This is a genomic window from Citrobacter sp. KTE30, assembly GCF_000398825.1.
GTDB lineage: Bacteria > Pseudomonadota > Gammaproteobacteria > Enterobacterales > Enterobacteriaceae > Citrobacter > Citrobacter freundii.
This window is the reverse complement of sequence record NZ_KB976055.1, coordinates 1,294,695-1,318,282: the sequence shown is the minus strand read 5'-3', so window position 1 is coordinate 1,318,282 and position 23,588 is coordinate 1,294,695. Positions and strand designations below refer to the sequence as shown.

Here is a 23,588-nt window from a genome sequence, read left to right as displayed (position 1 = left end):
ACGGGAGGCTCATGAGCGGATCGGGAGTTCAATTTTCATTCAATGTGCTCACCATTAATACTCACAAAGGGTTCACCGCCTTCAACCGGCGTTTTATTTTACCTGAGCTAAGGGAGGCCGTCAGAACGGTCGGTGCAGACATTGTATGCTTGCAGGAAGTGATGGGTGCGCACGAAGCTCATTCGCTGCACATTGAGAACTGGCCGGATACCAGCCACTACGAATTTCTGGCGGACACGATGTGGAGCGACTTCGCCTACGGGCGTAACGCCGTGTACCCGCAGGGACATCACGGTAATGCTGTGCTGTCGCGGTATCCCATTGAGCATTATGAAAATCGTGATGTGTCGGTCGGCGCGAGTGAAAAGCGCGGAGTCCTTTACTGCCGAATCGTACCGCCAATGCTCTCCCACCCCATCCATGTGATGTGTGTGCACCTCGGCCTGCGTGAAGCTCACCGCCAGGCCCAGCTCGCGATGCTGGCAGACTGGGTTAACGCCCTGCCCGACGCGGAGCCGGTGGTGATTGCCGGGGATTTTAACGACTGGCGGCAAACGGCCAATCGCCCGTTGAAAGCCAAAGCTGGCCTTGACGAGATTTTTACCCGCGCCCACGGCCGCCCGGCGCGAACATTTCCGGTGCAGTTTCCCCTGCTGCGTCTGGACAGGATCTATGTGAAAAACGCGAATGCCAGTACCCCAACGACGCTGGCGCTGCGTCACTGGCGACATTTGTCCGATCATGCCCCTCTGAGTGCGGAGATTCATTTATGAAATATGGCTGGCGTGAAGGCAATCAAATTCAACTACTGGAAAACGGCGATCAATTCTACCCCGCCGTCTTTGACGCCATTGAACAGGCGCAGCAAAAAATAATCCTCGAGACCTTTATCTGGTTTGAAGATGCGGTAGGAAAACAGCTGCATGCCGCGTTGCTCGAAGCCGCCCGGCGAGGAATCAAAGCAGAGGTGCTGCTGGATGGCTACGGCTCGCCGGATCTTAGCGACAGTTTTGTCGAAGAGCTCACCGTAGCCGGCGTTGTTTTCCGCTACTACGATCCGCGTCCGCGTCTGTTCGGGATGCGCACTAATCTCTTTCGCCGTATGCATCGCAAAATTGTGGTCATTGATGATCGTGTTGCCTTTGTTGGCGGCATCAATTACTCCGCTGAGCACATGTCTGATTACGGTCCGGAGGCCAAGCAGGATTACGCCGTGCGCGTTGAAGGTCCAGTCGTTGCTGACATTCTGAAATTCGTGCTGGAAAACTTGCCCGGACAGAGTGCTGTACGACGCTGGTGGCGACGTCATCACCGGGCAATCGACAATCATCGCCCCGGCGAAGCGCAGGCGCTGTTCGTCTGGCGCGATAACGAAGAACATCGTGATGATATTGAACGCCACTATCTGAAAATGCTGACCCAGGCACGGCGGGAAGTGATCATCGCCAATGCCTACTTCTTTCCCGGCTATCGCTTTCTGCATGCCCTGCGTAAAGCGGCCCGACGGGGCGTGCGGGTAAAACTCATCGTGCAGGGTGAACCGGATATGCCGATTGTGAAAGTGGGCGCCCGCCTGCTGTACAACTATCTGGTAAAAGGCGGCGTCCATGTCTATGAATACCGCCGTAAACCTCTGCATGGCAAAGTGGCGCTGATGGACGATCACTGGGCGACGGTGGGCTCCAGCAATCTTGATCCACTGAGCCTGTCACTGAATCTGGAGGCAAATCTGATTATTCATGACCGCACGTTTAATCAGACCCTGCGTGACAACCTGAACCCTATTATTGCGCAGGACTGCAAGCGGGTTGATGAATCCATGCTGCCAAAACGCACCTGGTGGAACCTGACCAAGAGCGTACTGGCCTTCCACTTTTTACGCCACTTCCCGGCGCTGGTCGGCTGGCTGCCGGCGCATACCCCGCATCTGGCCGAGGTAGAGCCGCCCGCGCAGCCCGCTCTGGAAACTCAGGACCGTATACAAACAGAGGATGCAGGAGGGAAAACCTGATGGCAAAAAGCCACCGACGCTGGCGGTTAGCGAAAAAGATCCTCACATGGCTGTTTTTTATTGCGGTGATCGTGCTGCTGGTTGTTTATGCCAGCAAGGTCAACTGGCAGGAAGTGTGGACGGTAATTCGCGATTACAATCGGATCGCCCTGCTCAGCGCCGTGGGGTTGGTGATCGTCAGTTATTTACTTTACGGCTGTTATGATCTGCTCGGGCGCTACTACTGCGGCCACAAACTGGCAAAACGCCAGGTCATGCTGGTGTCGTTTATCTGTTACGCCTTCAACCTGACGTTGAGCACCTGGGTGGGTGGTATAGGGATGCGTTATCGCCTTTACTCGCGCCTCGGATTGCCGGGGGGTACAATAACGCGGATTTTTTCGCTGAGTATTACCACTAACTGGCTGGGCTATATTCTGCTGGGCGGTTTTATATTTACCTTCGGCGTCGTCGAACTGCCCGCACACTGGTATATCGATGAAGGCACATTGCGCATCTTAGGCATTGCGCTGCTGCTGATTATTGTTGTTTATCTGTGGTTTTGCGCCTTCGCTAAACATCGTCACATCACCATCAAGGGCCAAAAACTGGTGCTGCCCTCCTGGAAATTTGCCCTCGCGCAAATGACGATATCCAGTGCGAACTGGATGGTAATGGGGGCGATTATCTGGTTGTTGCTCGGTCAGAATATCGATTATTTCTTCGTGCTGGGCGTGCTGCTGGTGAGCAGTATTGCCGGCGTAATCGTGCATATTCCCGCGGGGATCGGCGTGCTGGAAGCGGTGTTTATGGCGCTGCTGGCAGGAGAGGACACGTCTCAGGGAACGATCATTGCTGCCCTGCTCGCGTATCGCGTGTTGTACTATTTTATTCCGCTGCTTCTGGCACTGGTGTGTTATTTGCTGCTGGAGAGTCGGGCAAAAAAGTTGCGGGTAAAAAACGAGAAGGCGATGGCGAAATGATAGTGTATATAGTTCCGGATGCGGCTTAACGCTTTATCCGGCCTACTTTTGATACCAAGCGGTAGGCCGGATAAACGCAGCGCCATCCGGCAACAGAGAATTAACGACGATTGCCGAAAATACGCAGCAGCATCAGGAACAGGTTGATGAAGTCCAGATACAGCGTTAAGGCCCCAAGAATCGCGTATTTACGCAGATTGGAGCTGTCGCGCAGGTCAATCTGCTCACCGATATTTTTCAACTTCTGCGTGTCATAGGCGGTCAGACCAACAAACACAATCACCCCGATATAGGTCACCGCCCACATCAGCGCTTCGCTCTTCAGCCAAAAGTTAACCAGTGAGGCCAGCACAATACCGATCAGCGCCATAAACAGCATATTGCCGAAGCCGCTCAGATCACGTTTGGTGGTGTAGCCATACAAACTCATGATCCCGAACATCCCTCCGGTAACCACAAAGGTGCTGGCTATGGACGAGTAGGTATAGACGATAAAAATGCTTGATAGCGTCAGCCCGGTTAATGCCGAATAGAGCATAAACAGCGTGGTCGCCATACCCGCGCTCAGCCTTTGCACCATACCGGACAGGACGAACACCAGCGCCAGTTGAGCGATGATCAGGCCAAAGAAGGTGATTTTGCTGGAGAAGACAAACATCATCACCGCGGGTGTATTTGCCGCATACCAGGCGATAAACGCCGTCAGCAACAGTCCGCAGGTCATCCAGCCGTACACCTGCGCCATATACGTTTGCAGGCCGGAACGGGCCTGTACAATAGAATCGGATCGTGGGAATCGGTCCATGACAATCTCCTGAATCAGTATGAGCCTACAACTATTGTACTCTACCAGCGTTTTGCTGCTAGCTTATCGCTGTCGCGGGCATCAACCCAGCGCTCACCTTCCGGCGTGGCCTCGCGCTTCCAGAACGGCGCGCGGGTTTTCAGGTAATCCATAATGAACTGCCCGGCATCAAACGCGCTGCTGCGATGCGCACTGGTCACGCCAACAAACACGATTTCGTCACCCGGCCACAGTTCGCCAATGCGATGAATAACCGTCACCCGACCCAGCGGCCAGCGCAAACGCGCTTCGTCGACAATCTCCGCCAGCGCTTTTTCGGTCATTCCCGGATAGTGTTCCAGCGTTAACGCCTTAACGCTGTCACCGAGATTGTGATTGCGTACTTTACCGGTGAAAGTGACCACCGCGCCGTCTTCATCACGCTCTGCCAGCCAGGGATACTCATCCCCGACGCGAAACGGCGCAGGGCCAACAACAATTCGCGTTTCCGCCATCTTAGCCTCCGGTTACCGGTGGGAAGAAAGCAACTTCGTCACCTGAGTTAAGGGGATGGTCAAAATCGACCAGCGTCTGGTTTACCGCCGCCAGCAGCTTGCCGTCTTCCAGCGCCAACGCCCAGCGATCGCTTTTTGCCGCAAGATGCTTGCGCAGCGCTTCTACCGTTGCAAACTCGGCAGCAACCTCTAGCGCATCGGTGTTTACCAGTTCGCGTACCTGAGCAAAGAAGAGAACCTTAATCATGCGCATCTACCTTAAAATCTCCGGACTTGCCGCCGCTTTTTGCCAGCAGACGCACCGGACCAATCACCATATCCTTTTGCACCGCTTTGCACATATCGTAGATGGTCAACGCCGCCACGGAGGCCGCCGTTAACGCTTCCATTTCAACGCCGGTTTTACCGGTCAGGCGACACAGCGTTTCAATCCGTACGCGGTTGTGCTCCGGTTCAGCGTGAAGATTGACTTCCACCTTACTCAGCATCAGCGGATGGCACAGCGGGATAAGATCCCAGGTACGTTTGGCGGCCTGAATACCCGCAATACGCGCCGTGGCGAATACATCACCTTTATGGTGGCTGCCATCGATAATCATCGCCAGCGTTTCGCTACGCATAGTCACGAATGCTTCAGCACGCGCCTCGCGTACAGTTTCCGCTTTGGCGGAGACATCCACCATATGCGCTTCGCCAGCGGCGTTAATATGAGTCAGTTGCGACATACTTATTTCTTCAAATGTGGGTGGAAATTACACGGACGCGTACGGGCATCAAGCTGCGGCGCAATGATATTTTCCCAGGCGGTACGACACGCTTTGGTCGAACCCGGCATGGCGAAAATCAGCGTTTTATTGGCCACTCCGGCAATCGCGCGGGATTGCAGCGTCGCGGTGCCAATCTCTTCAAACGACAGCATACGGAAGACTTCGCCAAACCCTTCAACTTCTCTGTCAAACAGCGGTTGCAGCGCTTCCGGCGCCTGGTCCCCTTCGGTTAACCCGGTACCGCCGGTAATGAGCACTACCTGTACATCATCACTGGCAATCCAGGCAGAAACCTGGGCGCGGATGGCGTAACGGTTTTCTTTGACAATCGCCTTATCGACAATCTGATGACCCGCTTCTTGCGCCGAGTCACGCAGATAATGGCCGGAGGTGTCATCTTCTTCGCCGCGACGGTTGGAAACAGTAAGAATAGCAATGCGTGTCGGGATAAATTCAGCGCTTACCTGACTCATGAAAAACTCCTTTTAGCGATCAGCCGCCAATGTAAGATAAGTTTTGCGTAATACCGGTATTGTTCTGATGCAGGAAATGGGTCTGCTTTTTCTCCAGCAGCGCGGCTGAAATACGTTCTTCCAGCGCCGGCTGCTGAGCGTCATCTTCCAGCAAATCACGCAGGCTTACGCCGCCTTCACCAAATAAACACAGATGAAGCTTGCCAACAGAGGAAACGCGCAGACGATTACAGGTGGCGCAGAAGTCTTTCTCATAAGGCATGATCAGACCAATTTCGCCAACATAATCAGGATGGCAGAAAACCTGAGCCGGGCCGTCGCTGCGCTGTCGGATCTGGTGGATCCAGCCGCGACGCAGCAGCTCATCGCGAAGTACCTGTCCGGAGATATGGTGTTTACGGAAGAGAGAGCTGCCCTCGCCCGTTTCCATCAGTTCAATAAAACGCAGTTGGATTGGCCGAGGTTGGATCCACGCAAGGAAGGTGTCCAGTTGATGATGGTTTACGTCGCGCATCAGCACGGTGTTGACTTTCACTTTTTCAAAACCCGCATCAAAGGCGGCGTCAATGCCTGCCATCACCTGTTGAAACTTGTCCTGCCCGGTAATGGCATGAAACTGACGGGCATCCAGGCTGTCGACGCTGACGTTGAGCGCGGTCAGTCCGGCATCGCGCCAGGCAGCAGCATCGCGAGCCAGACGATAACCATTGGTGGTTACCGCAATCTGACGGATGGCGTCGTTTTCGCGCACGGCGGCGATAATGTCAGTAAAGTCGCGACGCAGTGAAGGTTCGCCCCCTGTCAGACGCACTTTTTCCGTTCCCAGACTGGCGAACGCGCGCGTGACACGGCGAATTTCATCAACGGTCAGAAAGCCGTTATTGGTGACCCCACCGGGCTTATAGCCATCCGGCAGGCAGTAGGTGCAACGAAAGTTACACACATCGGTAATCGACAAACGTAAGTAGTAAAACTTACGTGCGAAAGCATCGGTAAGTTGAGAGCCCATGTACACCTTTCCAAATACGGGAGACGTAGTCATTTCTTCCTGCGCCCTGGTGACAAACTTTTTCAAGTCTTGTCACGGCCAAAGCACCGTATCATTTGACCCAGGTGCAGAGGCTAGAGTGTTTATACTCGTCATACTTCGTGTTGCAGATGCGTTGGCTTCCGGCAACTCAAATTATTAAGAGTACTTAGTGGTTATGCCGATACTAGCGTGTAAATGACGCTTTTGCCATGTACACTTTCGCTATATAAATACATACATAACGACATGATCGTGCAATTTCGCTACAGAATAAGCAAAAATCACAGTTTTGCATTGATATACATCATCTTGCCATCAGGTGGATCTCGCCAGAAAGGAGTAGACCGCAGAAAAAAATTACGGCAGATGCCGACTGGATAATTGCTGAAAACACGCTATTTACGTTACTGTAACGCCGATCAATTGATATCAGGAAAATATATGCGCACTCGCACGCTGGCAGATCTGGACCGCGTTGTCGCTCTCGGCGGAGGGCATGGATTAGGACGCGTTCTCTCCTCACTTTCCCCTCTAGGCTCACGCCTGACGGGTATCGTCACCACCACGGATAACGGCGGCTCGACAGGTCGTATTCGTCGCTCTGAAGGCGGGATAGCCTGGGGAGACATGCGTAACTGTCTGAACCAGTTAATTACCCAGCCCAGCGTCGCATCCGCGATGTTTGAGTACCGTTTTGGCGGGAATGGCGAACTTTCCGGGCATAACCTCGGAAATCTGATGTTAAAAGCGCTCGATCACCTCAGCGTGCGGCCTCTGGAAGCCATCAATTTAATTCGAAGCCTGTTGAAGGTAGATGCGCATTTAATTCCGATGTCGGAGCTGCCGGTGGATTTGATGGCTATCGACGATCAGGGGCATGAAGTCTATGGCGAAGTGAATATCGATCAGCTTACTATCCCGCCTCAGGAGCTAATGCTATCGCCAAAAGTCCCCACCACGCGGGAAGCAGTAGAGGCTATCGCCGAAGCGGATTTGATTCTGATAGGACCAGGCAGTTTTTACACCAGCCTGATGCCGATCCTGTTGCTAGACGAGCTGGCGCAGGCGTTACGTCGCACACCGGCCCCGATGGTCTATATAGGCAATCTGGGGCGCGAATTAAGCCTGCCAGCAGCCAGCCTGACGCTTAGCGATAAGCTGGCCATTATTGAACAGTACGTCGGGAAGAAAGTGATTGATGCGGTAGTAGTGGGTCCGAAAGTGGATGCTTCCGTCGTTACCGACCGCGTTGTCATTCAGGAAGTGCTGGAAGCCAGCGATATTCCCTACCGCCATGACCGCCAGCTATTGCATAGTGCGCTGGAGAAAGCGGTGCAGGCGCTAGGCTAAACGGATTTACCTGATGCGCGGCGCTTATCAGGCCTACCAAACGCTCCGCTCCGACATCCGACCTACGGACGCGATCTTTGCCGTAGGCCGGATAAGGGGTTTACCCCGCATCCGGCACACTCTTACGATGCTGCGATAAACAACTCGCGCAGTTGATGCAACTGGTCGCGGATCGTCGCTGCCTCTTCAAATTCAAGATTCTGCGCATGCTGCATCATCTGCCCTTCCAGCTCGTGAATCTTCTGCTGCAGCGCTTTTGGCGTCATATCCAGTTCCACAACTTCAGACTTCGCGCCTGCGCGTGACTTCCCTTTACCTTTCGCCTTGGTCTTCGCAATATTCTGACCCAGCGCCAGAATATCGACTACTTTCTTATTCAGGCCCTGCGGCGTAATACCGTGCTCTTCGTTGTAGAGTTGCTGTTTCTCACGACGACGTTCGGTTTCACCAATCGCTTTAGCCATTGAGGCGGTAATTTTATCGCCGTAGAGAATAGCCTTACCGTTGATGTTTCGCGCCGCACGACCGATGGTCTGGATAAGCGAACGTTCAGAACGCAGGAATCCTTCTTTGTCTGCGTCCAGAATCGCCACCAGGGAGACCTCAGGCATGTCCAGACCTTCACGTAAAAGGTTGATACCCACCAGCACGTCAAACTCGCCCAGACGCAGGTCACGAATGATTTCCATGCGTTCCACAGTATCGATGTCAGAGTGCAGATAACGCACCCGCTCGCCATGTTCTTCGAGGTATTCTGTGAGGTCTTCTGCCATCCGTTTGGTCAGCGTGGTGACCAGCACACGTTCGTTAATCGCCGCACGGGTGCGGATCTCCGACAGCAGATCGTCAACCTGCGTCGCCACCGGACGCACCTCAATGACCGGATCCAGCAGGCCGGTCGGTCGTACCACCTGATCGACCACTTCATCACCGGATTTCTCCAGCTCATAGTTGCCCGGCGTCGCCGAAACGTAGATAGTTTGCGGAGCCAGCGCCTCGAACTCTTCAAATTTGAGCGGACGGTTATCCAGCGCCGACGGCAGACGGAATCCGTATTCGACCAGGGTTTCTTTACGCGCCCGATCACCGCGATACATGCCGCCAATTTGCGGGATAGTCACGTGGGATTCATCCACCACCAGCAGGCCATCGGCAGGCAGGTAATCAAACAGCGTCGGCGGCGGCTCGCCAGGGCCGCGCCCGGACAGATAGCGGGAGTAGTTTTCAATCCCCGAGCAGTAACCCAGCTCATTCATCATTTCCAAATCGAACTGGGTACGCTGACTTAAGCGCTGTTCTTCCAGCAGTTTGTTATTTGCCAACAGGACTTTACGTCGCTCTGCCAGCTCAACTTTGATTTCTTCCATCGCCTGCACGATACGTTCTCGCGGCGTCACGTAGTGCGTTTTAGGATAGATGGTGTAGCGCGAAATTGTGGATTCGACCTGTCCGGTCAGCGGGTCAAACAGCGATAAACGTTCGACCTCTTCATCAAACAGTTCCACGCGCAGCGCGATGTCATCGGATTCTGCCGGGAAAATGTCGATCACTTCACCGCGCACGCGGAAGGTCCCGCGCTGGAATGCCTGATCGTTGCGGGTATATTGCAGCTCCGCCAGACGACGCAGGATCGCACGCTGGTCGATAATCATCCCCACCGTCAGGTGCAGCATCATTTTCAGGTACAGATCCGGGTCACCCAGACCATAAATCGCCGAAACCGACGCCACGACAACGACATCGCGACGTTCCAGCAGCGCTTTGGTTGCCGACAGGCGCATCTGCTCAATATGTTCGTTGACCGAAGCATCTTTCTCGATGAAGGTGTCAGAACTGGGTACGTAGGCTTCCGGCTGATAATAGTCGTAGTAAGAGACGAAATACTCCACCGCATTATCCGGGAAGAACTCTTTCATCTCACCGTACAGCTGAGCAGCAAGTGTCTTATTGGGGGCCAGCACCATGGTAGGACGCTGCAAGTCCGCAATCACGTTAGCGATGGTGAATGTTTTCCCCGACCCCGTCACCCCCAGTAGCGTCTGATGCGCCAGACCATCCTCCAGACCTTCTTCCAGGCGACGAATCGCCTCAGGCTGATCGCCAGAGGGTTTAAAAGCGGAATTTAGTTTGAACGGTTTACTCATGAGCAGCTACCTGAAGCAATGGGCGGGCAGGTGTGTAATTTTACTCGCAGCCGTATATTTTGCCAGTAAAATATACTGGATGAAAAAACAGTAACGCGCCAGAATATTTCTGTTACCCCAGCAAAATGGCCGTGACTACAGGCTAAAATTTGTCCGCAGGCAAGATAAAACACCAGCAAAAATGTGTTATCCCCAAACCAATGACTTTTTTAACATTTGTCAAGCTACTCGATGAAAGTTTTGTGGCAACGCATGACACTTCTGCGACAGCCATTGCATTTATCTAACATCCTGTAATCTAATGATTATTATCTCGAGCCGTCTTTCGCATCAATTTAGTCGCAGGCCGCGTCTTCTCTCGCTTACATTGTGTTTTCTAACCCTAATACACAAGGTTATCCACAGGAATAGTGGATAACTGCCTCCAGCCCGTATGGACTGTAGCCTGGCAAAAACGTCCTGATGGTCTTTTCTGGTGGGATAAAAAAAAATTATCGCTATTTTTTGATATTTATCAGCTAACGAAGCGACCTCGGATGGCCGAGATCTTGCTCGCATTTTCATCATTTTCCTGCCTGCACCATCACGACACCACCAGGCACTGCCAATGTGCACAAAACAACGTCAGGAATGCGGTCAGTAAGAATTTACCGCCAGCGCTGCACGCCATCCTGCTGTATTTTTCCCCAATTCCGCTTCTGGCAAGAGATTTGCAGTTTTCTCCCGACCACCAGTCCGCGAGGCGGATATCATCATGAGGGAGAAATCTATGTTGAGTCTTCGTGCAGTGAATCACTATTACGGTAATCAACACTCGCTTTGGGATGTCGATCTCGACCTGTTGCCCGGTAAATGTACCGCCGTGCTGGGTCTTCCAGGGATGGGAAAGACTACGCTTGCCAATTGCATCATCGGCAATTTACCGATTGAGAGCGGAACCATGTTCTGGCATCAGGCTGGCGCACCACCTTGCGATCTGCTTCAGATTCCGGCGGCAAAGCGCATTGCACTAGGTATTAACTGTGTATCACAGGAGCGGCGAATTTTTTCGCAGTTGACGGTAGAGGAAAATCTGCACATTGCGCGCCAGGCGGTTGAGGAAAGCGAAGCAATGAACAGCAGCGATATTTACCGCCTGTTTCCACAGCTGTTTGTACTGCGTCAGGCCAAAGGGGTGGCATTGTCGGAGGAAAATCAGCACCAGCTTGCACTCGCCAGCGCGTTGGTCACTCGCCCGCGTCTGCTGATCCTCGATGAGCCCACACGAGGAACAGGCCAGGCGTATATCCACAAACTGGGGAATCTGATTGTGAGGCTAAGCCAGGAGCTTGGCATCACCATTATGCTCGCGGAGCAGAGCCTGCCGTTCATTCGTCGGGTCGCCGACTGCTATTGCTTGTTACATCGTGGCCGCAACGTGGCTCAAGGGCAAATAACACAATTCAGCGACCCGCTAATCAACGACTGGTGGATGCCAGAGACAAAACGCTAAGATCGATATAACGACCTGTCGATGCTTGCTCCGGCTCTTCTGCCAGCCAGGGAATTTCCCCCAGCAGCGGAGCCGCAAGCGCACGCTTTAGCGTCGCCATATATTCAGCATGACGCTTGCCGGGGGGCGTCACATCATTGGCAACCCATCCGGCGAGCGTCAGCCCAGCCTGCTGCACCGCCTGGGCGGTCAAAATGGCATGATTGATACAACCGAGCTTAACGCCAACCACCAGAATCACCGGCAGTTGTTCCTCTTTTACCCAGTCAGAAAAACTCAGCGTTGGCGAAAGCGGCGTAAACCATCCGCCTGCACCTTCCACCAATACCCAGTCAGCCTGTTCTTCAAGCAAGCGTAAGCCCGCAGACATCACGGAGGCCTCAATGGGGCGCCCTTCGTCAGCACTGATGATATGCGGTGAGGTAGGTTCCGCGAAGGTATACGGATTGATGGCTGCATAATCCACTGCTACAACGCTGTTGCGCTGTAGAGCCAGCGCATCGCTGTTTCGCAGACCTTCATCCGTCATTTCACTGCCTGACGCCACCGGCTTATAGCCGACGGTTCGCAATCCCAACTGTCCCGCCGCCTGAAGCAACGCACAGCTGGCGATAGTTTTACCTACTTCAGTGTCCGTCCCGGTGACAAAATACGTGTTAGTCACGTTGAATCACTCCCAAAAAAAGATGATAAGTCAGCGGATATTTCCCCTGCTGACAGGGCCAGGCGAGCTGTAGCTGACGCAGTTGCGAGCGGGTCAGCACACGCTGCTCGCGTCCATCATGCAAATGCGTCGCACCAATACCCTTCAACGAGCGCATGGCGCTCAGCGCATCGTCAAACCACAGCGTGACGGCATGAGACTGGTATTCAACGTCCCAGCCGCACAGCGCGTTTTCCAGTTGCTCCACGGGCAAAAAACGGTTGGCGTGCTCCCGGTCATCAACTGTTCGCCACGCCTGACGAAGTTCCGGCATCGAACCTTGCGCCAGGGTACTAAACGCCACCGTTCCGCCAGGACGCACCACCCGGTATAGCTCGCTTAACGCACCGCGTAGGTCGCTGCACCACTGCACGGCCAGATTGCTCCAGGCCAGGTCGAAAGTGGCAGCGGCCTGCGGAATGGCTTCGATATCCGCCAGCAGATAGTGATGGGCAACATCGTGACGCTGCGCTTCAGCCAGCATTTGCGCCGACAGATCCAACGCACAGACCTCGCTCCCCTGCTCCCGCCAGTAGCGACTCATACGCCCAGGCCCACAGCCCGCGTCCAAAACCCTTGAGAACGCCCGGCCATCGAGTTGTGCCAGTAACGCATCGGCACTCTGACGTTGTAGCTCTGCGTGTTGCTCATAGTGGGTGGCAGCGCGGCCAAACGCGGCGGCAATCGCCTGTTTATTGACCTGTGCCATGCAACACCTCCAGTAGACGATCGATATCCTGCACCTCATGCGCCTGGGTCAGCGTCAGCCGTAATCTGGCCGTACCGGTGGGCACCGTTGGTGGGCGAATTGCCGTCACCCAGCATCCCTGTTGCCGTAACGTCTGTGCCAGTTGCAGGGCTTTATGATTGTCGCCAACGATCAGCGGTTGAATAGCGCTATCTGAATGCGCCAGCGTCAAATCCGTAGTATTCACCCCAGCGCGAAAACGCTGGATCAGCATCGCTAACTTTTCCCGGCGTTCATCGCCTTCACGGCTGCGGATCACCGCCAGCGCGGTGCGTAAGGCCTGCGCCTGCGCCGGAGGCATACTGGTGCTGTAGATCAGATGGCGGGCAAACTGCAACAGATAGTCGGCCACGCTATCAGAACACAGGATCGCCGCACCGCTGACGCCAAACCCTTTGCCAAACGTCACTACGAGCAGCTCAGGTTTCACCTGCTGTCGAGAGCACGAACCACGCCCTTCCTCACCGCTTACGCCAATCCCATGCGCATCATCCACCAGCAGCCACGCGCCCTGCCGTTTCGCCACCGCGTGGATTTCTGCCAGCGGCGCACTATCGCCATCCATGCTGAATACACCTTCAGTGACCACCAGCTGCTGCCCCGGACAGGGGGAAGTCAGCAGACGCTCCAGGTGTTGCGGATCGTTATGGGTAAAGCGACGTAAAACAGCAGGGCTAAGGCTGGCAGCCTCCAACAGCGAGGCATGGCTAAGCCTGTCGGCGACAATGCGATCGTCTTTTTCCATCAATGCGGCTATCACTGCCTGATTAGCGGCAAAACCGGAGATGAACAACAGCGCCCGGGAATAGCCGAGCCACTGCGCCAGCTCTTCTTCCAGCGCCTGATGCGCAACGGAATAACCGCTGACATGGCCCGAGCCGCCACTGCCGACGCCAAAACACTCAGCGCCCTGCTGCCACGCGCAGATAATTTGCGGATGGTGGCTTAAGCCGAGATAGTCGTTGCTGGAGAAATTCAGATACTGACGACCGCCAGCCTGTAACAAGCGACCAGCACCCTGTGTCACTGCATAGCGCCGACGCCACGCATCAGCACGACGACGCGCCGTTAGCGCATCGTCGATTTTTTGCTGCCAGGTCATACGGTTGCCGCGTTGTAGTAATCGTCGGTATCCGGGGTACGCAGCGCCTGCTCCAGACGTTGTTGCTGTTCGTTATCACCCGCCAGTACCGCCGTTTGCTGCGGGTTAAGACCCAGCTTACGGAACAACAATAAATCTTTATCTTCGTTCGGGTTCGGCGTGGTCAGCAGTTTGCAGCCGTAGAAAATCGAGTTGGCCCCGGCCATAAAGCACATTGCCTGGGTTTGTTCGTTCATCTGCTCGCGCCCGGCAGAAAGACGTACGTATGAGGTCGGCATCATGATGCGCGCGACGGCGATAGTACGAATAAAATCAAAAGCATCTACGTCGTCGTTATCGGCAAGCGGCGTGCCCTTCACTTTCACCAGCATGTTGATCGGCACGCTTTCCGGCGGCGTCGGCAGATTCGCTAATTGCAGCAGCAGACCCGCGCGGTCGGTCACCGTTTCACCCAGCCCCACAATCCCGCCGGAGCAAACTTTAATGCCCGCCTCACGCACTTTATCCAGCGTATCCAGGCGCTCCTGATACGAACGGGTGGTAATGATATTGCCGTAAAATTCCGGCGAGGTGTCGAGGTTGTGGTTGTAGTAGTCCAGACCCGCATTGGCCAGGCGCTGGGCCTGAGATTCGTCCAGCGTGCCCAGCGTCATACAGGCTTCCAGCCCCAGTTCTTTCACACCCTGAACCATTTGTTCCAGGTACGGCATATCGCGTTCGTGAGGGTTCTTCCACGCCGCGCCCATGCAAAACCGCGTTGAACCGGCTTGTTTCGCCTTACGTGCAGAGTCCAGAACCTGTTCAACTTCCATCAAACGTTCCGTTTCCAGTCCGGTTTTATAGCGGGAACTTTGCGGGCAGTATTTGCAGTCTTCCGGGCAAGCACCGGTCTTTATCGACAGCAGCGTACTAACTTGTACCTGCCGCGGATCGAAATGCTGACGATGAACCTGCTGCGCTTCAAACAACAGATCCAGCAGCGGTTTTTCAAATAATTCGGTGACTTGCGACATTGTCCAGCGAGAAGAATGAGCCATATTGGTATACGTTTCGTTGTTAGTTTGGTGTAGACTCGTAAACCTAAATCTTTTTAATTTGGTTTACAAGTCGATTATGACAACGGACGATCTTGCGTTTGACCAACGCCATATCTGGCACCCTTACACCTCCATGACCTCCCCGCTGCCGGTTTATCCGGTGACGCGTGCCGAAGGTTGTGAACTGATATTAGCCAGCGGTGAGAAGCTGATTGACGGCATGTCATCCTGGTGGGCGGCAATCCACGGTTACAATCACCCGCAGCTGAATGCCGCGATGAAAACGCAGATTGATGCCATGTCGCACGTGATGTTTGGCGGCATTACCCATGCCCCGGCTATTGCGCTGTGTCGCCAGTTGGTGGCGATGACGCCCGAGGCGCTGGAGTGCGTTTTTCTCGCGGATTCTGGTTCGGTCGCCGTGGAAGTCGCGATGAAAATGGCGCTGCAATACTGGCAGGCCAAAGGTGCATCCCGTCAGCGTTTCCTGACATTTCGTAACGGTTATCACGGCGATACTTTCGGCGCGATGTCGGTCTGCGATCCTGACAACTCGATGCACAGTCTGTGGAAAGGTTATCTACCTGATAACCTGTTTGCGCCCGCTCCGCAAAGCCGGATGGGCGGCGAATGGGACGAACTGGATATGGTGCCTTTTGCCCGTCTGATGGCCGCACATCGCCACGAAATTGCGGCAGTGATCCTTGAGCCGATTGTGCAGGGCGCTGGCGGCATGCGCATGTATCACCCCGAATGGTTAAAGCGCATCCGTAAGATGTGTGACCGGGAAGGCATTTTGCTGATTGCCGATGAAATCGCCACCGGATTTGGTCGCACGGGCAAGCTGTTTGCCTGTGAGCATGCCGATATCACTCCGGACATTTTGTGCCTTGGCAAAGCGTTAACCGGCGGAACGATGACCCTTTCCGCCACCCTGACCACGCGCCTGGTTGCGGAAACCATCAGTAACGGTGAAGCCGGATGTTTTATGCACGGCCCGACTTTCATGGGTAATCCACTGGCCTGCGCCGTCGCCTCTGCCAGCCTGTCGCTGTTCGAAACCGGCGAATGGCGCTCGCAGGTCGCGGCCATTGAAGCGCAGTTGCGTGAAGAACTCGCCCCGGCGGCAGATTCCCGTTGGGTCGCCGACGTGCGCGTGCTTGGTGCCATCGGCGTGATAGAAACCACGCATCCGGTGAATATGGCCGCGTTACAGAAGTTCTTTGTCGAACAGGGCGTGTGGGTAAGACCGTTTGGTAAGCTCATTTATCTGATGCCGCCGTACATCATCAAGCCCGAACAACTGCGTCGTCTGACCCAGGCCGTCAACGAGGCTGTGCGCAATGCAACATTTTTTAGCGATTAATCAGCGGTAAGCTCTACGGTTTCTGGCTACACTTTTTGGCTAACGAGAGGAGTCAGCATGAAACTAATCAGTAACGATCTGCGCGATGGCGAAAAGCTTCCTCATCGCCACGTCTTTAACGGCATGGGATATGACGGGGATAATATTTCCCCGCATCTGGCATGGGATGATGTGCCCGCCGGGACTAAAAGCTTTGTCGTGACCTGTTACGATCCTGATGCGCCAACCGGCTCCGGCTGGTGGCACTGGGTGGTGGTTAACCTGCCTGCAGATACCCGGGTTTTACCACAAGGTTACGGCTCGGGGCTGGTTGCGTTGCCGGAAGGCGTGCTGCAAACACGCACGGATTTTGGTAAAGCCGGTTATGGTGGCGCTGCGCCGCCGAAGGGGGAAAACCACCGCTATATCTTTACGGTTCACGCACTGGATGTGGAGCGTATTGATGTCGATGAGGACGCCAGCGGCGCGATGGTTGGATTTAACGTCCATTTCCACTCGCTCGCCAGCGCTTCTGTTACCGCAATATTTAGCTAAGTTCTGTTATGCCGGATGTCGACTTAGCCTCATCCGGCCTACAAAGCCGGCCGTAAGTCTGATAAGACGCGTCAGCGTCGCCATCAGGCAATTCTCTAGAGAAATTCAGGCAGCAATTTCAGCAACGTTCCTTGCGCTAACAGTTCGGTCGCGCACTCGATATCCGGGGCGAAAAAGCGATCCTGCGTGTAATGAGCAACCTGCTCGCGTAAAGCCTGGCGCGCCTGCTCCAGCAGCGGGCTTGAGGTTAACCCTTCGCGCAGGTCAATCCCCTGACACGCCGCCAGCCACTCTACGGCAATCACGCCGCGCGTATTTGCTGCCATCTCCCACAGTCTGCGCCCCGCCGCCGGAGCCATAGATACGTGATCTTCCTGGTTGGCGGACGTCGGTAAACTGTCTACGCTATGCGGATGCGCCAGCGCTTTGTTCTCACTCGCCAGCGCGGCAGCCGTGACTTGAGCAATCATAAAGCCGGAGTTCACCCCACCGTTTTTCACCAAAAACGGCGGCAGTTGCGACATGTGTTTATCCATCATTAACGCAATGCGTCGCTCCGATAACGAGCCGATTTCCGCAATCGCCAGCGCCAGATTATCTGCCGCCATCGCCACCGGTTCAGCATGGAAGTTGCCGCCAGATATGACATCCCCCTCTTCGGCAAATACCAGCGGGTTGTCGGAAACCGCATTGGCTTCCACCAGCAGAACATCCATCACCTGGCGCATTTGCGTCAGACATGCCCCCATCACCTGTGGCTGACAGCGCAGAGAATACGGATCCTGCACTTTCTCACAGTTATGATGCGACTGCGAAAGCGAGCTGGTGTCGGTCAATACGTGACGATACAGCGTTGCGGCATCAATCTGCCCACGCTGCCCTCGCGCGGCGTGAATACGGGCATCAAACGGACGACGGGAACCCAGCACGGCTTCGGTGGTCAGCGCCCCGCACACCGTTGCAGACGCAAACAGTTCCTGAGCTTCAATTAGCCCACGCAGCGCAAAGGCCGTCGAAGCCTGGGTACCGTTGAGCAACGCCAACCCTTCTTTTGCCTCCAGCGTTATCGGCTCCAGCCCGGCCTTTTTCAGCGCTTCGGTCGCCGGGAGCCATTCACCCTGCCAGCGCGCCTTCCCTTCTCCCAACAGCGTCAAAGACATATGCGCCAGCGGCGCCAGGTCACCCGATGCCCCCACGGAGCCTTTCGCCGGGATCAGCGGATACACCTCGGCATTCACCAGCGCAATCAGCGCTTCAATCACGCTCAGGCGAATACCGGAAAAACCGCGCGCCAGGCTGTTGATTTTCAGCACCATAATCAGACGCACCATCGCGTCGTCCAGCGCCTCGCCGACACCTGCCGCATGGGAAAGCACCAGCGAACGCTGCAAATTCTGCAAATCTTCCGTGGCGATACGGGTCTGGGCCAGCAGGCCAAAGCCGGTATTAATGCCATACGCCGTACGGCCTTCAGCGACAATATTATTGACGCAGGCGACGCTGGCGTTAATAGCATCGATCGCCCCGGCATCCAGACTCAGTTTGACCGGCTGCTGCCAGATTTCACGTAGCTGGATAAAACTCAGATGGCCCGGCGTGAGTGTCATGGTGTTCATATCAGTGTTTCTCCTGCGTCGCGGCAACCATCGGCAAATTCAGCCCTTCTTCGACGGCGCATTCCACCGCAATGTCATATCCGGCGTCGGCGTGACGCATCACCCCGGTCGCCGGATCGTTATGTAAGACCCGGGCGATACGCGCCGCGGCTTCATCGGTGCCATCGCAAACAATCACCATCCCGGCATGCTGAGAGAAGCCCATACCGACCCCGCCACCGTGATGCAGCGACACCCAGGTCGCGCCGCTGGCGGTGTTAAGCAGCGCGTTCAGCAGCGGCCAGTCGGATACGGCGTCTGAACCGTCGCGCATAGCTTCAGTTTCGCGGTTCGGGCTGGCAACAGAACCTGAGTCCAGATGGTCACGGCCAATAACAATTGGCGCGGATACTTCACCGCTGCGCACCATTTCATTAAACGCCAGCCCCAGTTTCTGACGCCACTCTAGGCCGACCCAGCAGATACGCGCCGGTAAACCCTGGAAATTAATCCGCTCACGCGCCATATCCAGCCAGTGATGAAGGTGCTTATCATCTGCCACGATCTCTTTCACTTTGGCATCTGTTTTATAAATATCCTGCGGATCGCCGGACAGCGCCACCCAACGGAACGGGCCAATGCCGCGACAGAACAACGGTCGAATATAAGCAGGTACGAAGCCGGGGAAATCAAAGGCATTTTCCACGCCCATCTCTTTGGCCATCTGGCGAATGTTGTTGCCGTAATCAAACGTTGGCACGCCCATTTTGCTAAACGCCAGCATCGCCTCAACGTGCGTTGCCATTGAACGTTTCGCCGCCTGCACCGTGCCCTGCGGATCGGACACCGCTTTTGCCTGATACTCTTCCCAGCTCCAGCCAGACGGCAGATAACCATGCAGCGGATCGTGGGCGCTGGTCTGGTCGGTGACCATATCCGGGCGCACACCGCGCTTCACCAGTTCCGGCACAACGTCGGCGGCGTTCGCACACAGCGCAATGGAGACCGCTTTACCCTCGCGAGTGTATTTGTCGATACGCGCCAGCGCATCGTCAAGCGATGTCGCCTGCTCGTCCACGTAACGGGTACGCAGACGGAAATCGATTCGGCTTTGCTGGCATTCAATGTTCAGCGAACACGCCCCCGCAAGCGTAGCGGCTAACGGCTGCGCCCCGCCCATACCGCCCAGTCCGGCGGTCAGTACCCAGCGCCCGCTCAGGTTACCCTGATAATGCTGACGCCCGGCCTCAACGAAGGTTTCATAAGTCCCCTGCACGATTCCCTGGCTGCCGATGTAGATCCAGCTCCCGGCGGTCATCTGGCCGTACATCGCCAGCCCTTTGGCGTCCAGTTCGTTGAAGTGTTCCCAGGTAGCCCAATGTGGCACCAGGTTGGAGTTGGCAATCAGCACGCGCGGTGCGTTGTCGTGAGTTTTGAATACGCCTACCGGTTTTCCGGACTGGACCAGCAGCGTCTCATCGGTCTCCAGTTTGGTCAGCGCGTTGACGATGGCGTCATAGCATTCCCAGTCCCGTGCGGCGCGGCCAATCCCGCCGTAAACCACCAGCTCATGCGGATTTTCCGCCACATCGGGATCCAGATTATTCATTAACATGCGCAGCGGCGCTTCGGTCAGCCAGCTTTTGGCCGTTAAGGTGGTGCCGCGTGGGGCACGAATATCCTGCTGACGATATTTGCTATGGGACATGACAGAAAACTCCTCGCGAACGTCGGATAGATAAGTAACATATACTTGTCTATACAAGTCACCGCAAGGATGATTTTAACAATTAAGATACATTTTTATTATATTGCGTCAGCAATCACGGTTTTCATCTCCTGTATCAGGACATAAACCGCCCTTGCAGTCGATAGCGGGAACCAGGGAACAGCAAACGGGCATGAGAGACAATGGATGACGCGGACCAGGTCTTGCGGCGGATCAGCAGGCAGGGATCGTGTTCTTTGATGTTCAGCAGCGCGCACTCTTCGGCGCTGGCACGTACCGCTTCAACAATATGCTCACCTTCGGTCAAGGGGGCTATCAGTGAAAGGTAAGCGTGCGGCGTAGTCTGGCTGTAATCCTGCGCCAGATACTCCGGCACAATTTCGGCATTCACGCAGCGATCTTCAATCTGTACCGGCAGATCGTTCTCGTAGTGCACCATGACAGAGTGAAAAATAGAGGTGCCTTCTTTGACGTTTAATACCAAAGCCTGCTGCGCGTTTGCCCGGGTTCTTTCCAGCGTCAGCACTTCGCACCGGTGCTGATGCTGACGGGCGTTGATTTCATCCGCGATGCTGCGAATTTCAAATAGCGCGGACTGACCTTTTGGCTCGGCGACAAACGTCCCCACGCCCTGCAAACGCACCAGTAAACCTTCATCCGTTAACTCACGCAGCGCCCGGTTGATGGTCATGCGGCTAAAACCATACTGCGCCACCAGCTCTGCCTCAGACGGAATGCGATCGTGAGGCTGCCAGATACCGCTGGCAATTTTTTCGCTGATCTCCTGTTTGACCTTTTCGTAAAAAGGAGCCGGAGCAGAACGGGATGGGAGCATGCGTGAGCCTTCCTTAAGCTAAAAATGTGAGTGGGTACAGTTTACAGGCATTACCCGAACCTGATAAGCGCAACGCCATCAGGTATGTCAGTGCCACCAGTGGGCGATTTGCCAGCCTAATCGCGCCGCAACCCGCGCCGCCCGGCCATCATCGTCAAAGCGTGGATTAAATTCAACCATATCCACCGCCTGTAGTTTACCGCTACGACACAGAGGCTCAATCAGTCTCAGCAGCGTCGCCAACGGTACGCCAAGCGCGGCGGGGGCCGACACACCGGGCATTTCCCACACCGGCAGCACGTCGAGGTCGATTGTCAGATAGATGACATCCAGATTGGCAATGAACTGCGCTAACTGCGCCTGCGCCGTATCACAATGCAGATCCTCCACTACGGTCACACCGAGCCGCTGGGCCTCATCCCAAAGCGCCTGGGTGTTTGCCGCCCGGCTGACGCCGATACAGGCATAGTGAAATTCACGCTGTTGTTCATCGCAAAGCTGCGCCAGCTGGCGAAACGGCGTACCGGATGTAGCCTGCCCGGCATGGCGCAAATCGAGATGCGCATCGAAGTTGACTATCCCCACTTTCGCCTGCGGGAACGCGTCCAGCACACCTGCGCCATGGGCATATGCGGTTTCGTGTCCGCCCCCCAGAACAAAGGTGCGCATATTTTCCTGCTGGCAACGCTGTACCGCATTGTGTAGCGCCTGCTGCGCGCCCTCAAGATCGGGGGCCTGCGCCACAATATTGCCCAGATCCACCAGTCGATGATGCCCATCGTGGCTGGCTAAATTCGCCAGCGCCTTGCGCAGCACATCGGGCGCTCCGGCAGCTCCCGTGCGCCCCTGATTACGTTTAACACCTTCGTCGCAAGCAAACCCGAGCAACGCTATCTGCTCGCGATACATTTCTGGGCTAAACGTCGGGCTCTGGGTGATAGTCTGAAACAGGCGCAGCGCATTCGGCGATTCGGCCCGGTCATCACGTCCCTGCCATAGCGCAGGTGAAGCAGGTTGCCAGTGAGTCATGCTATTTGTCCTTTGAATACGCGTTGGTAGAGCGGGTTGCGCCCGGGTTCATACAGGATCTCAACAGGAAGTGTTGCATCCCACACCACAAAATCGGCCACAAACCCGGCCTTCAATTGACCGTGGGTGGCGTGACGCCCCAGCGCCCGGGCCGCATGACGGGTTACTCCCGCCCATGCTTCTTCCGGCGTTAAGCCAAACTGAACGCAGGCCATATTCATCGCCCAGTGCAGGCTGATAAACGGGCTGGTACCGGGGTTAAAATCTGTCGCTACCGCCATCGGTACCTGATATTGACGCAGCAACGCTACCGGTGGGCGCTGCTGCTCTTTGAGGAAATAGAATGCGCCGGGCAGCAGCACGCCGACCGTACCGCTTTGGCTCATTGCCGCCACGCCCGCTTCATCGAGGTATTCAATATGATCGGCGGATAGTCCGTGGTAGCGGCTTACCAACTGCGCGCCGCCAAGCAATGACAGTTGTTCGACATGGCCTTTAATCGGGATGCCCAGCGCCTGCGCAGCCTGAAACACCCGCTCACTCTGCGCCAACGAAAAACCAACGCTTTCACAGAACAGATCAACGGTCTCAAACAGCCCTTGTTCCCACAGCTGCGGCAAAATGGTCTCGCACACCAGCGTAATATAGCCGTCAGGATCATCTCTGAATTCCGTTGGCGTCGCATGCGCAGCCAACAGCGTCGGGCTGATTTCAACGATATTCTCTGCCGCCAGCGCTGCCACCACGCGCAATATTTTCTCTTCTGTCGGCAAATCCAGGCCGTAGCCGGATTTTATTTCCAACAGCGTAACACCTTCTTTGATCAGCTGTTCCATCCGCTGAAGGGCTACGTGTAAGAGTTGTTCATCCGTGGCGCTGCGGGTCGCCGATACGGTGGCATTGATCCCCCCACCCTGAGCGCTTATCTGCTGGTAGGAGACACCATTTAACCGCTGCTCCCATTCACCTGCGCGGTTTCCGCCAAAGACGAGATGCGTATGGCAATCAATCAGGCCTGGCGTAATCAGCCGGCCCTGCATATCAAAAGTATTGTCATGTGTGAGATATAACGATGATTCCGGGACGATATCGCGAATCTTGCCCTGGCGGACGATCAGCGCGTGACCATCCACCAGCCCATATGGGGTACCACGTTCAGGATCCATAGTCGCCAGACGAACATTGCGCCAGATAACATCATCAGGGAAGAATTGCTGCATTCGACTCACCACTTGTCATAGGTTGTATAGACATTTATTTTTGATTATAGGGATGTTGTCAACCTGAAGAGCCATAATTGTTATCTATTTGTGATATAAAGACTCTCCGCGCCAGACATTGCTGCGATAAAAAACAACTTTTTACCTTTTCGCCTTCCCGTT

Annotated in this window: 24 protein-coding genes and 1 riboswitch; of the genes, 8 read left to right on the top strand and 16 right to left on the bottom strand. The window is 55.1% G+C overall.

Features of this window, described 5'->3' with window-relative positions:
* Window positions 1-11: 11 nt before the first annotated feature.
* The 3 genes from WC1_RS16670 to WC1_RS16680 are packed head-to-tail and all read left to right on the top strand — an operon-like array spanning window position 12 to window position 2,973.
* Window positions 12-773: an endonuclease/exonuclease/phosphatase family protein gene (locus tag WC1_RS16670; RefSeq protein ID WP_003035201.1), complete on the top strand. Its 762-nt coding sequence runs from the start codon at window positions 12-14 to the stop codon at window positions 771-773.
* Window positions 770-2,011: a cardiolipin synthase ClsB gene (clsB, locus tag WC1_RS16675; RefSeq protein WP_003837040.1), complete on the top strand. Its 1,242-nt coding sequence runs from the start codon at window positions 770-772 to the stop codon at window positions 2,009-2,011. Before WC1_RS16670 ends, clsB begins: the two co-directional genes overlap by 4 nt.
* Complete coding sequence (locus tag WC1_RS16680; protein ID WP_016149824.1) at window positions 2,011-2,973, top strand: lysylphosphatidylglycerol synthase domain-containing protein; 963 nt, start codon at window positions 2,011-2,013, stop codon at window positions 2,971-2,973. Before clsB ends, WC1_RS16680 begins: the two co-directional genes overlap by 1 nt.
* A gap of 100 nt (window positions 2,974-3,073) precedes the next feature.
* Here the strand turns inward: WC1_RS16680 and WC1_RS16685 are convergent, their stop codons facing one another.
* The 6 genes from WC1_RS16685 to moaA form a co-directional block, all read right to left on the bottom strand.
* Window positions 3,074-3,778, bottom strand: a complete 705-nt coding sequence (locus WC1_RS16685; protein WP_003831536.1) for a Bax inhibitor-1/YccA family protein — start codon at window positions 3,776-3,778, stop codon at window positions 3,074-3,076.
* A gap of 41 nt (window positions 3,779-3,819) precedes the next feature.
* Window positions 3,820-4,272 (bottom strand): molybdopterin synthase catalytic subunit MoaE, encoded by a 453-nt coding sequence (gene moaE / locus WC1_RS16690; protein WP_003035193.1) that lies wholly within the window; start codon window positions 4,270-4,272, stop codon window positions 3,820-3,822.
* 1 nt (window position 4,273) lies between these two features.
* Window positions 4,274-4,519, bottom strand: a complete 246-nt coding sequence (moaD, locus tag WC1_RS16695; protein WP_003837047.1) for a molybdopterin synthase sulfur carrier subunit — start codon at window positions 4,517-4,519, stop codon at window positions 4,274-4,276.
* Window positions 4,512-4,997: a cyclic pyranopterin monophosphate synthase MoaC gene (moaC, locus tag WC1_RS16700; protein ID WP_003035188.1), complete on the bottom strand. Its 486-nt coding sequence runs from the start codon at window positions 4,995-4,997 to the stop codon at window positions 4,512-4,514. Before moaC ends, moaD begins: the two co-directional genes overlap by 8 nt.
* A gap of 2 nt (window positions 4,998-4,999) precedes the next feature.
* A complete protein-coding gene (gene moaB, locus WC1_RS16705) occupies window positions 5,000-5,512 on the bottom strand; it encodes a molybdenum cofactor biosynthesis protein B (RefSeq protein WP_003035187.1) in 513 nt (170 codons plus the stop codon).
* A gap of 19 nt (window positions 5,513-5,531) precedes the next feature.
* Window positions 5,532-6,521 carry a GTP 3',8-cyclase MoaA gene (moaA, locus tag WC1_RS16710; protein ID WP_032934386.1) on the bottom strand — a complete coding sequence of 330 codons (990 nt, stop codon included), beginning with the start codon at window positions 6,519-6,521 and terminating at the stop codon, window positions 5,532-5,534.
* Window positions 6,509-6,654, bottom strand: a riboswitch (molybdenum cofactor riboswitch). (Overlaps the previous gene by 13 nt.)
* Window positions 6,655-6,983: 329 nt before the next feature.
* On the opposite strand from moaA, the gene yvcK reads away from it, so the two are divergent.
* Window positions 6,984-7,892 (top strand): uridine diphosphate-N-acetylglucosamine-binding protein YvcK, encoded by a 909-nt coding sequence (yvcK, locus tag WC1_RS16715; RefSeq protein ID WP_003837052.1) that lies wholly within the window; start codon window positions 6,984-6,986, stop codon window positions 7,890-7,892.
* 122 nt (window positions 7,893-8,014) lie between these two features.
* On the opposite strand, the gene uvrB is transcribed toward yvcK, so the two are convergent.
* Window positions 8,015-10,036, bottom strand: coding sequence for an excinuclease ABC subunit UvrB (gene uvrB, locus WC1_RS16720; protein WP_003837055.1), 2,022 nt, complete (start codon window positions 10,034-10,036; stop codon window positions 8,015-8,017).
* A 410-nt stretch (window positions 10,037-10,446) separates the two neighbouring features.
* On the opposite strand from uvrB, the gene WC1_RS24625 reads away from it, so the two are divergent.
* Both WC1_RS24625 and WC1_RS16725 read left to right on the top strand, forming a co-directional pair.
* Entirely contained in the window at window positions 10,447-10,794 is a 348-nt protein-coding gene (locus WC1_RS24625) for a hypothetical protein (RefSeq protein ID WP_136345716.1), read from the top strand.
* 11 nt (window positions 10,795-10,805) lie between these two features.
* Window positions 10,806-11,528 (top strand): ABC transporter ATP-binding protein, encoded by a 723-nt coding sequence (locus WC1_RS16725; protein ID WP_003035181.1) that lies wholly within the window; start codon window positions 10,806-10,808, stop codon window positions 11,526-11,528.
* Here the strand turns inward: WC1_RS16725 and bioD are convergent.
* The 4 genes from bioD to bioB are packed head-to-tail and all read right to left on the bottom strand — an operon-like array spanning window position 11,494 to window position 15,118.
* Entirely contained in the window at window positions 11,494-12,192 is a 699-nt protein-coding gene (gene bioD, locus WC1_RS16730; protein ID WP_016149822.1) for a dethiobiotin synthase, read from the bottom strand. The two genes, WC1_RS16725 and bioD, sit on opposite strands and share 35 nt — an antisense overlap.
* Entirely contained in the window at window positions 12,185-12,940 is a 756-nt protein-coding gene (gene bioC, locus WC1_RS16735; protein ID WP_003035177.1) for a malonyl-ACP O-methyltransferase BioC, read from the bottom strand. The genes bioD and bioC overlap by 8 nt, the downstream gene beginning before the upstream one ends.
* A complete protein-coding gene (gene bioF, locus WC1_RS16740; protein ID WP_016149821.1) occupies window positions 12,924-14,081 on the bottom strand; it encodes an 8-amino-7-oxononanoate synthase in 1,158 nt (385 codons plus the stop codon). The genes bioC and bioF overlap by 17 nt, the downstream gene beginning before the upstream one ends.
* Window positions 14,078-15,118: a biotin synthase BioB gene (gene bioB, locus WC1_RS16745; RefSeq protein ID WP_003837062.1), complete on the bottom strand. Its 1,041-nt coding sequence runs from the start codon at window positions 15,116-15,118 to the stop codon at window positions 14,078-14,080. Before bioB ends, bioF begins: the two co-directional genes overlap by 4 nt.
* A gap of 76 nt (window positions 15,119-15,194) precedes the next feature.
* On the opposite strand from bioB, the gene bioA reads away from it, so the two are divergent.
* Together bioA and WC1_RS16755 are read left to right on the top strand one after the other, a co-directional pair.
* Window positions 15,195-16,484: an adenosylmethionine--8-amino-7-oxononanoate transaminase gene (gene bioA / locus WC1_RS16750; RefSeq protein ID WP_016149819.1), complete on the top strand. Its 1,290-nt coding sequence runs from the start codon at window positions 15,195-15,197 to the stop codon at window positions 16,482-16,484.
* Between the two features lie 57 nt (window positions 16,485-16,541).
* Complete coding sequence (locus WC1_RS16755; RefSeq protein ID WP_003845384.1) at window positions 16,542-17,018, top strand: kinase inhibitor; 477 nt, start codon at window positions 16,542-16,544, stop codon at window positions 17,016-17,018.
* A gap of 95 nt (window positions 17,019-17,113) precedes the next feature.
* On the opposite strand, the gene hutH is transcribed toward WC1_RS16755, so the two are convergent.
* From hutH to hutI, 5 genes are all read right to left on the bottom strand, one after another.
* Window positions 17,114-18,634 carry a histidine ammonia-lyase gene (gene hutH / locus WC1_RS16760; RefSeq protein WP_016149818.1) on the bottom strand — a complete coding sequence of 507 codons (1,521 nt, stop codon included), beginning with the start codon at window positions 18,632-18,634 and terminating at the stop codon, window positions 17,114-17,116.
* Window position 18,635: 1 nt separating this feature from the next.
* The gene (hutU, locus tag WC1_RS16765; protein ID WP_016149817.1) at window positions 18,636-20,321 is read right to left on the bottom strand and encodes a urocanate hydratase; all 1,686 of its coding nucleotides are present in this window, start codon (window positions 20,319-20,321) and stop codon (window positions 18,636-18,638) included.
* A 136-nt stretch (window positions 20,322-20,457) separates the two neighbouring features.
* Window positions 20,458-21,177: a histidine utilization repressor gene (locus tag WC1_RS16770; protein ID WP_003023059.1), complete on the bottom strand. Its 720-nt coding sequence runs from the start codon at window positions 21,175-21,177 to the stop codon at window positions 20,458-20,460.
* An 87-nt stretch (window positions 21,178-21,264) separates the two neighbouring features.
* Complete coding sequence (gene hutG / locus WC1_RS16775; RefSeq protein ID WP_003837074.1) at window positions 21,265-22,206, bottom strand: formimidoylglutamase; 942 nt, start codon at window positions 22,204-22,206, stop codon at window positions 21,265-21,267.
* Window positions 22,203-23,426: an imidazolonepropionase gene (gene hutI / locus WC1_RS16780; protein WP_016149816.1), complete on the bottom strand. Its 1,224-nt coding sequence runs from the start codon at window positions 23,424-23,426 to the stop codon at window positions 22,203-22,205. Before hutI ends, hutG begins: the two co-directional genes overlap by 4 nt.
* Window positions 23,427-23,588: the final 162 nt, after the last annotated feature.